Below are 8,978 nucleotides of genomic sequence, written 5' to 3' on the forward strand. Positions count from 1 at the left end.
CAAGAAATATTCTCAAAGTCCCCCTTCTTAAGGGGGATTTAGGGGGATCTAGACTTAGTGTAAAAACGAGATTTGTCAAGGCTTTTAGGCTTAAGCTGACACTAATAGGCATTTCCTTGTTGTCAATACCAAAGAAGAAGAGAGGAGGAAAGAATGACCCAAAATTTGGAACTTGAGCGCACAATTGCTGCTTGGTCATCTCTTGCTAAAACGGTTTTTGTCTCTTGCACGGAAGAAGAATACGAGCAGTTTGTCGAACTACTAGATCGTCTGATCGAGCGAGTGGGCGAGGATGAAAACCATCCTTTTACTTCGATGATAGACGTTATTACTGTCTTAATCCAAAATTATGAAGCTGAACATATTGCTGAGTTAGAAGAGATTCCGTAACCTACTATTGCACAACGGTTTGATTCCCGTCTAATAATTGTCAACTGTCAACTGTCAACTGCTATATTCTAAAGTTTGTGCCACAATTGAGGAACGATCGATTAATCCCACTGACGAACAAGCCCAAGCCTGTCTGCGCGTTTGCCAGATGTTTTCTAACTACTATAAGGACATTCAGCTATTCCGCTTTGACCCAGAAAGTCGTGAAGTTTACATTTTCGTAAGCGACGAATTGCAAATTATGGTCTTCCCATCAGGAAACTGGAGTTTTTTAGATGAAACCTAACTTTAAAGAAATGAGCGTTCCCGAACTCAGGAAATACGTGCTCGCACACCGGGACGATCTGGAAGCTATCCGAACATTATTTCATCATCCGAGTTTAAAATACAAAGAAATGCCTCCTCTAGTGACTGGAGATGGTATGCCAATTGAAGAAAATATTCGCATCGCTGAGGAAGAAATTAAGAAAAGAGTTGAAGGAGAGCAGGAGAAACAACAACAACGGGAAAAAGCACAGTCGGAGAATTTTCGCCACAAATTAGAACAAGAGATTGAGGAGAAACTTAGAGCAAAAATCGAATTAGAAGTAGAAGCAAAGTTGCAGCAAAAATTAGAACAAGAAATTGAGGATCTGATAAGTGCGATCGCCCAATTTTTAGCATCGACTAGCGGGTTTTCATCAAGACTGGCAGGGTCGATCGCACTTTTGGCAATTCGTGCCGGGATTCAGGATTTTGGTGATTTTTAGAAGTGGCGATTGAATTAAGTGCGATCGAAACCCATACACTGCGACAGAGAAATCGGTTTCAACCGCCGTGTATTCAAAGTCTTTTACAAACGATGTTATTCCGATTCCAATTCTTGAAATATTTTGTAACTACCGCAAACTACTTCGATACAAATATCCCCTTCTAGCCGAAAGTAAAAAAGCGATGAGGAACCTGTCTCGATCGAGCCTGCTCGATCTTGAAAAGGATAGGACAAAGCGGATAAAATTTGACTCTTATCTTCTGTCAATTGTCTTAATTCTGCGTTACCCACCCAGAAGCAAGAGTCTTCTGAGTCGGAGTTGACAGGTTGAGAGATTACCTGATGCACGAGTTGATAGAATTCGAGAGAAGTGTCATAAATTCCGGTGCCGAAGGTAAAGTCTAAACGCAAGGTTAAAGGTTGGGGGATTAGAGAAATGCCTGTGAGGTCGGCACTTTTTAGGTCTTCTATGCAAAAATGTTTTAAAGGGCGATCGGCTGTAAGAGTCATATAATTATATTTTCTCCGGTACTGTGGGTGTTTGAACCTGGCATGAATTGAATCTGATGCCCAAACTGGTCATATCGACGGCGGTAACTTTTACCGCGATCGTTTTTTATTTTAGGCCCGGTTCGGACAATTTCGCCAGCGGGTCTAATATGAATTAAACTACCATCAGGATGCTCGAATGTTTCATATCCACCCTCTGTTTTAGTTTTGAATACAAAGCCACTGTTTGCTATAATTACCAGGGCTTCTGACTTAGTTTTTCCAGTTAAGTCAGGTAACTGCTGAGATGCTATATTAATTGCTGGTGTCACAAAAATTTAGGTGCAAGATGTATTCCGGTGCATTATTGTAGCCTTCGATCGCTACTTGTTCGTTAATAAAATTTTTAATTGAATCTGGAAGAGTAAGGTTGACGATCGTATTTTTTATCTTTTCTGATGTTCGACTTTGCCATATTTCAATTATAAACTAATTTTAACCCACGCAGGCGGGTTTTGTTTGTGTAGATACGGTTTCAACGCCAGAGCGCCCAATTCTTAGCATCGACTAGCGGGTTTTCATCAAGACTGGCAGGGTCGATTCCCTACGGGATAGCTACGCTTCACGCACTTTTGGCAATTCGTGCCGGGATTGAGGATTTTGGTGATTTTGATGGGCGGAATTGAGGGCGATCGAGACTTATGCGCTTCGTCAGAGAAACCGGGTTTTTTGCCTTATCTGCGGGCTGTAACGAAGTATTCCCGCAAAAACCCGGTTTCTGGGCCCCATGCGTAAGTTTTGTAGGAAATTGGCAACAATCGCTCTAGCAGCAACAGCTACTCCGCCTCCCTAAGTTGCTGAAGCATTGCTTGCGTTGTTGGATGTTGAGAAAGTTGCGAGTCTTGACCCGCTGACATCGCCTCCTGGAGACAATAAATGAAATTGCTCCAAGCGGTTTGGGTGTTGGGATGATTCTCTCCCAATCGGTTAAACCAGATTTCTAATGCTCTCAGGTAAAATAGTTCCGCCTGCGGGTAGCGTCCCATTGCACGGTAAAGCAGTGCTAGATTGTTCAAACTACTTGCTGTACTGGGATGGTCGGCTCCGAGCTGTTGCTCACGGATCGAGAGCGATCGCACATACAAAGGTTCTGCCTCCCGGTAGCGTCCCATTGACTCGTACAGACCTGCCAGATTGTTCAAACTACTTGCGGTATCGGGATGGTCGGCTCCAAGCTGTTGCTCACGGATCGAGAGCGATCTCACTAACAACGGTTCCGCCTCCGCGTAGCGTCCCATTGCATAATACAGCAATCCCAAATTGTTCAAACTCGTTGCCGTTTGGGGATGTTCGGGTCCGAGCTGCTGCTCGTAGATCGAGAGCGCTCGCACATACAAAGGTTCCGCCTTCAGGTAGCGACCCATTGCATCATATAGCCTTGCCAGATTATTCAAACTCGTTGCCGTTTGGGGATGTTCGGGTCCGAGCTGCTGCTCGTAGATCGAGAGCGCTCGCACATACAAAGGTTCCGCCTCCGGGTAACGACCCATTGCATCGTACAGCGCTGCCAGATTGTTCAAACTATCTGCCGTATGGGGATGGTCGGCTCCGAGCTGCTGCTCCCTGATAGAGAGCGATCGCACTAACAACGGTTCCGCCTCCGCGTAGCGTCCCATTGCTTGGTACAGCATTCCCAGATTGTTCAAACTACTTGCCGTAAGGGGATGGTCGGCTCCGAACTGCTGCTCCCAGATCGAGAGCGCTCGCACATACAAAGGTTCCGCCTCCGGGTAGCAACCCATTGTATGGTATAGGGCTGCCAGATTGTTCAAACTACTTGCGGTATCGGGATGGTCGGCTCCGCAGCGTTTCTCTGTCATCTGGAGGCAAGCTTTCAACCACTTCTCAGCCTCTGCCCATAAACTCTGTCCCTCTGCAACCCGCGCTAAGCCTATGGAAGACCACCTAGCATAAGCACCATCTTCCAGCAAATGTGACCATTGCTCCGCCACCACCTCCAAATGGGGCAGCGCCTCCTTCACCCGTTCCTGCACCTCCAGCGTCACAGTCTGCGAAATCGTCTTCGCCACGGCTGTCAGCGCCACCCCAAAACTTCTCCGCAAATTCTCAGCATCGGCGCGTCCCTGCAATTTGGCCGCAAAAAACTCCCGAATCAAAGCATGAAGTTGATAGCGTGGCTGCACCAGCCCAGATTGAGCCGGATCTGAGGTTTCATCCTCCACCAGCGACAGCAAACCCTGTTTGAGCAGTTCGTCATCGCGACAATCCTCCAACTCCTCCCCATCCCAATCCGGCAAACAATCGGCTACCAACTCCCAAGGAATCGGAGCCAGAGCAAACACGCTCAGCAGACACCCCAGCGTCCGCGCCGGAGGTTTCAACTCCGCCCAACTCAACTCAAAGGCTGCCGCCACTCCGCGCCTCGCCGTCATCCCAGCTTCCGCCTCCTGCAATGCCCGCGCCTCCAATCGCTGACCCTGCAACCGTTCCAGCATTTCTGCCAAGGACAGCGCCCGCTTGCGCCGCAGATAGCGCCCCACCAGTTCGATGCCCAAAGGCAAATAATCCAACCACTGACAAAGTGCTTCAGCATCTTCAAGCTGGGCATCAATCCGTCCCAGTCCGTTTCCCGGCAAATCCCCAGCCGTCAGCCGCAGCAAGTTTAGCGCCGCCTCTGGTTTCAAAACTTTTAACGGCAAACACCCCACAGGCGGCGGCACAATTTGTCGCGCTGTCAGCAATACCTTAAAGCGGGAATTTCTAGGCAACAACGGCTGCACCGCGCGGTAATCGCTGACATCATCCAATACCAGCAGAGCATTCCCAGAGGTTTGTTTTGCCCACTCTTCGTAGCAAAACTGCAACCGTTCCTCCAGATTGTCGAGAGTATCCGGCGGCTGAATTCCCATTCGCAGTGATTTTTGCAACACCTGCGGCGCTAAATCGATTTCCCGCACAAACAGCCACCAAATCCCCGCTGGATAGGTCTCGCAGTCGCGGTGAAAAGCTGCATACTGCCATGCCAATTCTGTCTTGCCGATGCCGCCCATTCCCGACACAGCGGCAATGGCAACGCGGCTCCCATCCTGCAACAATCTGTGCAATTGCTGCATCTCCTCATCCCGTCCAACAAAGTTTTTTGAACCGAGTTCGGAGGGAATATCGTAAAGTTTGTAAGAACTTGCGAAACCTGGATTTGGTGTTTTTCGCTCCAGGTCTAGGACTTTTTTGCTAATACTTTAGCCCATTCCCGAAACGTTGGAAAATGCTGCTGTAAAAAATTCTCTGTATCCAATTCTGCCTCGTAGGAAATTCCTACAAACGGCGGAATGCTTGAGATTACGCCTTTAAGTTTCGCGGCTGCTGTCGATCCCGGTTGGTTCAGCTTGTCCCGAATCTGTTGCAAAATCTGAACTACTTCATCGGGATACTGTCGCTGCACTTCAATTTGCCCAACTTCTTCGACAATTTCGGCAACAATAACCTCAGCCTCATGTTCGGGAATTTCTTCTGTTTTCGTTTGCTGAGCGACAACCTGCCAATACTCCTTCTCGTACTCCCGGATTTTCGGCTTAATTTGTTCTTCCAACCGCTGCTCAGCTTGGATTTTTGGTAGTCCTGTTGTCAGGATAGCTTCTTGCTCTAAAGCGTGTTGCTGGTCTCGCAGAGATTTCAGGTTTTTTTCAAGTTGAGACAGACGATTAATGGGCATTGATATAACTCCGGCAGACTGAACAACTCCTGACTTTAGTTTACCGGAAAATTCCAATATCCGCATTAAGGCGATCGGGATTTACGCACTCCGTCAGAGAAACCGGGTTTTTACCGAGTCTTTGCGCTGTCACGAAGTCTTATCGAAAAAACCCGGTTTCTGGGCCAGGGTCGAATCTTAACCCGCGAAGGCGGGTTTTGTTTGTGTAGACGCGGTTTCAACCGCCGTGTCTTTCTGACAAATCAGTCTATTGTTCCAAAATTTCGACTAAATTGTCGCAAATTCAAACGCACGAGCCATCTTGTCCAAAGCTGTACAATCTACAGTTGCCATACCCTAAGAATTCCCAGGAAAAAAGTCAGTATTTAAGATTACTGCACTTAGATGCACTACAGCCACTCACTTATCAATAAGTTCCCAAAGCCGCGTATCGTAAGTCACCTCAGAATTAAGAAAAACAGGCTTTAACTTGTATTTGTATTCTTTTTTAAGCCTGTCTTGGAGTTTCTCACTCGGAAGAAAAGCAAACAAATTGCTGTAATTTTTAGGACGCTGAGCAAGCTTAAATTGATCTCCCCACAGAATTTTCACTTTCGGATCGAGCCGACGGCTCAAAGGAAGGAGTTCACCGAGCACAGTATCAGTAATCAACAATGGAGAATTAGCTTGATTTACGATGCGTGCTATAGGAATAGTGAATTTGCCTTGATCCAGACCTTTATTCCACCAAATTTCTGCTTGAGAACTCAGGGTGCAAGAGAGGACTCCAGCCGAAAACACTCCTATTGCAGCCAACTGCCAAAACTTATGCCGCCAGGTATTAACAGTAGAAGAAGTAATTTTCGCGGTCAGCAAATAAGCGACAGCCAACTGCAAACCCAGATAAGTAGGCATTAGATATCGAGCGTAGCCTGAGAGCCGCCTTCCACCTAAAATTAAATCTCCCACCATCAGAGGCACGGATGTAAAAATAATCAAAGCCAAGATGAAAGTATAAATCGGTTGAGAAGTGTGGCGGCAGAGAAAATAAATCGAATATCCCACTAAAAGTAATAAAAATACAATCACAGGAATCACAGGCAGCATCTTTTTGAATGAGCTCATCGCATCAATATTTATATCAAAAAAAATCCTGCTACTATTCCCGATCCACCTTGCCATTAAAGATGTTAGCGGTATTTTAGGTTCTGGTTGCAGCAGGCTTGGATTAGCGTGCAGAGGTCGGCAATAAATGATGGTTAAATACCAGATTAAACCTGCGATTAGCGTGACTACAAAGGCGATAGCATAAGAAAAAAGGGTTTTAGTCAGTCGCACTTTTTCAATTATAAGTAGATAGATTCCATGTGCTATCAAAACCAGGAAACCATAAAGATGAGTGTAAACACTTACTACTGTAATTGCTGTATAAATTCCCCATTGCAGGTTAGTTTTAAGTCGCATAGCCCGCAGCAAAACCGCACTGGATAGCAAAGTTAACACAGTAAACAAAGAATAGGGTCGTGCTTCCTGAGCGTACAGCACGTGGATGGGCGAAACCGATATCAATGCCATTGCTACCCATCCCACCATCGGAGACTCAAACAATTCCAGGCAGAGCCAATAAGCACAGGGAAACTGTAGTAAACTAATCGCAGCCGGCAAGCTTCTCATGGCTGTAACGCTAGTTCCAAACAATTTAGCCCAAAATCGCGCCATCAGAAAATAGAGTGGTGGCAGTTGACCTTCTTCTGCTGCTAAACCCTTAATAGTATCGATTTCGTTATTTTTATTATTAATGCTCTGATATTTCAGTAAATCTTGGCTGGTGACTGCTGGCCCATTGAATACTTGCTCCTGAACAGATTTACCTGAGTAGCCAGACACTCGCAAGGAAGTGTAAGTTTCGTCAAACCAGTAGAATTTGCGATCGATATTCACAACTCTAAAAAATATGCCCATCACCAACAGCACAAAAAGTAAAAACCGCAGCCCAGTTACAGGTAGTCGCCAATTATTACGATTCATTAAGTCTCTCCTTGAACAGGACTTAGGCACACCCCCTAGATATAGGGTGAAATAAGGGGCAATCCGCTGTCGTTGACTTACACCTGGCTATGGTGCGTAAGTGCTACTGGAAGCTATTCGCGCATTATTGCATTATCCTAGTCTGCAATAAAAAATCATGCAACCTCTATTGACTAGAGATGCTATGCCAATTGCAAAAAATATTTACATAAGTCAGGAAGCTAGTCGCCCAAAAGCTGAATGAGATAGAGAAAAATTAAAAATTAAAGAGTTAACCGAAAAACTTTTGGTTAAAAAGAGGGAAAATGTGTTTATTCTGAATAAAACAATATCAATATAGTTGAAGGATCGGAGATTGAACAGTTATAGTCTTTCTCAGATAAGTGAGGTACGTTGTTGGGCTTGGGCCCTCTTATATTTATAAGATAGTAAGCGAGGTCGCATCAAAAACTCCATTTACAGTCATACCTCATCTCTTTGATAAATGCTATATCTTCAGCAAATTATATAACTTGCAACGGAATTAATTCCACGTTGCCAGCTAAAAATCAGTTTACTGTTCTAATATCTCAACCAAATCCTCGATCGCAATATCGAACGCACGGGCCAATTTGTTGAGAGCCGTATAATCCACAGTTGCCAACTTGGGAGAATGGGCATAACTTCTAACCGTACTGTAAGGAATGCCCGATCGCTCAGAAACTTCTTTCAACGTCCAACCCTTCTCTTGGGCTAGTTCTCGAACCCGCAATCGAATTAGACCCATCTTGCACTTGACAAATCAGTTTACCGTTCCAAAACCTCAACCAAGTCTTCCACCATCACATCGAAGACTTCAGCAAGTTTCTGCAAAGCCGTGTAGTCCACCGTTGCCATTTTGGGAGCTTGGGCGTATTTTTTAACCGTGCTGTAGGGAATTCCCGTTCTGTCAGAAACTTCTTTCAGCGTCCAACCCTTCTCCTGGGCGAATTCTCGAACTCGCAACCGAATTAACCCCATTTTTTCCGCTGACAAATCAGTTTAATATTCCAAAATCTCAACTAAATCCTCGATCGGAATCTCAAACGCACGGATCAATCTGTCCAATGCTGTGTAGTCTACAGTTGCCATGCCTGGAGAACTCGCATAGGTGGCGATTGTAGTGTAAGGAATACCCGTTCTGTTGGAGACTTCCCTGAGAGTCCAACCCCTTTCTTGAGCAAGTTCTCGAACTCGCAGTCTAATTCGTCCCATTCGGCCCTTGACAATTACGAGTTGTCGTAATTCAATAGAGATACAGTTAATAGCGATCGCCCCGTGACCTGAGAAATCTAGAGCGATCGCCTTTCATTCACCACCCACCAAAGTGGGCAGAACACATCTATGATACCAAAACAATCGACATATCGCGATCGACTTCAACCTTGGTGCATAATTCGCCACCTCCCCAAGTGTCAGCGGTTAACAGTCGATCGTTTCGCCCGCCGCCCCGATGCGGAATCTTATAGCCTTTCTCAGAAAGATGAGGTACAATAACAGCAGTGCGTAAACCAGTTAAAAATATTTGATGATGTAACTTGACTGAACCCCAACTCTATGGCTTTGGCTAATTCTTGATAATTAGGTGTC

The 8,978-nt window shown here is 45.7% G+C and carries 12 protein-coding genes; 4 read left to right on the forward strand and 8 right to left on the reverse strand.

What is annotated here, in order from left to right:
• Positions 1 to 153: 153 nt before the first annotated feature.
• From QZ938_RS02400 to QZ938_RS02410, 3 genes are read left to right on the forward strand one after another with little or no spacing between them, the layout of a single operon-like run.
• A complete protein-coding gene (locus tag QZ938_RS02400) occupies positions 154 to 390 on the forward strand; it encodes a hypothetical protein (protein WP_293347282.1) in 237 nt (78 codons plus the stop codon).
• 37 nt (positions 391 to 427) lie between these two features.
• Positions 428 to 676 carry a hypothetical protein gene (locus tag QZ938_RS02405; protein WP_293347285.1) on the forward strand — a complete coding sequence of 83 codons (249 nt, stop codon included), beginning with the start codon at positions 428 to 430 and terminating at the stop codon, positions 674 to 676.
• Positions 666 to 1,139 carry a hypothetical protein gene (locus QZ938_RS02410; RefSeq protein WP_293347288.1) on the forward strand — a complete coding sequence of 158 codons (474 nt, stop codon included), beginning with the start codon at positions 666 to 668 and terminating at the stop codon, positions 1,137 to 1,139. The genes QZ938_RS02405 and QZ938_RS02410 overlap by 11 nt, the downstream gene beginning before the upstream one ends.
• Positions 1,140 to 1,234: 95 nt before the next feature.
• Here the strand turns inward: QZ938_RS02410 and QZ938_RS02415 are convergent, their stop codons facing one another.
• The 8 genes from QZ938_RS02415 to QZ938_RS02450 form a co-directional block, all read right to left on the reverse strand.
• Positions 1,235 to 1,651 carry a hypothetical protein gene (locus QZ938_RS02415; protein ID WP_293347291.1) on the reverse strand — a complete coding sequence of 139 codons (417 nt, stop codon included), beginning with the start codon at positions 1,649 to 1,651 and terminating at the stop codon, positions 1,235 to 1,237.
• Positions 1,648 to 1,962 (reverse strand): PASTA domain-containing protein, encoded by a 315-nt coding sequence (locus QZ938_RS02420; protein ID WP_293347293.1) that lies wholly within the window; start codon positions 1,960 to 1,962, stop codon positions 1,648 to 1,650. The genes QZ938_RS02415 and QZ938_RS02420 overlap by 4 nt, the downstream gene beginning before the upstream one ends.
• A 504-nt stretch (positions 1,963 to 2,466) precedes the next feature.
• Entirely contained in the window at positions 2,467 to 4,764 is a 2,298-nt protein-coding gene (locus tag QZ938_RS02425; RefSeq protein WP_293347296.1) for a tetratricopeptide repeat protein, read from the reverse strand.
• A 104-nt stretch (positions 4,765 to 4,868) separates the two neighbouring features.
• Complete coding sequence (locus QZ938_RS02430) at positions 4,869 to 5,363, reverse strand: hypothetical protein (protein WP_293347299.1); 495 nt, start codon at positions 5,361 to 5,363, stop codon at positions 4,869 to 4,871.
• Positions 5,364 to 5,762: 399 nt separating this feature from the next.
• The gene (locus QZ938_RS02435; RefSeq protein ID WP_293347302.1) at positions 5,763 to 7,370 is read right to left on the reverse strand and encodes a glycosyltransferase family 39 protein; all 1,608 of its coding nucleotides are present in this window, start codon (positions 7,368 to 7,370) and stop codon (positions 5,763 to 5,765) included.
• A gap of 553 nt (positions 7,371 to 7,923) precedes the next feature.
• On the reverse strand, positions 7,924 to 8,136 hold the full coding sequence (locus tag QZ938_RS02440; protein ID WP_293152410.1) for a helix-turn-helix transcriptional regulator: 213 nt from the start codon (positions 8,134 to 8,136) through the stop codon (positions 7,924 to 7,926).
• A 20-nt stretch (positions 8,137 to 8,156) separates the two neighbouring features.
• The gene (locus tag QZ938_RS02445) at positions 8,157 to 8,369 is read right to left on the reverse strand and encodes a helix-turn-helix transcriptional regulator (RefSeq protein WP_293347305.1); all 213 of its coding nucleotides are present in this window, start codon (positions 8,367 to 8,369) and stop codon (positions 8,157 to 8,159) included.
• A gap of 21 nt (positions 8,370 to 8,390) precedes the next feature.
• Positions 8,391 to 8,603, reverse strand: a complete 213-nt coding sequence (locus QZ938_RS02450; RefSeq protein WP_293152415.1) for a helix-turn-helix transcriptional regulator — start codon at positions 8,601 to 8,603, stop codon at positions 8,391 to 8,393.
• Between the two features lie 129 nt (positions 8,604 to 8,732).
• Between QZ938_RS02450 and QZ938_RS02455 the strand changes: the two genes are divergently transcribed.
• Positions 8,733 to 8,885 (forward strand): hypothetical protein, encoded by a 153-nt coding sequence (locus QZ938_RS02455; protein ID WP_293347308.1) that lies wholly within the window; start codon positions 8,733 to 8,735, stop codon positions 8,883 to 8,885.
• The last annotated feature ends 93 nt before the right edge of the window (positions 8,886 to 8,978 follow it).

Origin of the sequence: Microcoleus sp. CAWBG27 (assembly GCF_020883145.1) — a bacterium.
Taxonomy (GTDB): domain Bacteria; phylum Cyanobacteriota; class Cyanobacteriia; order Cyanobacteriales; family Microcoleaceae; genus Microcoleus.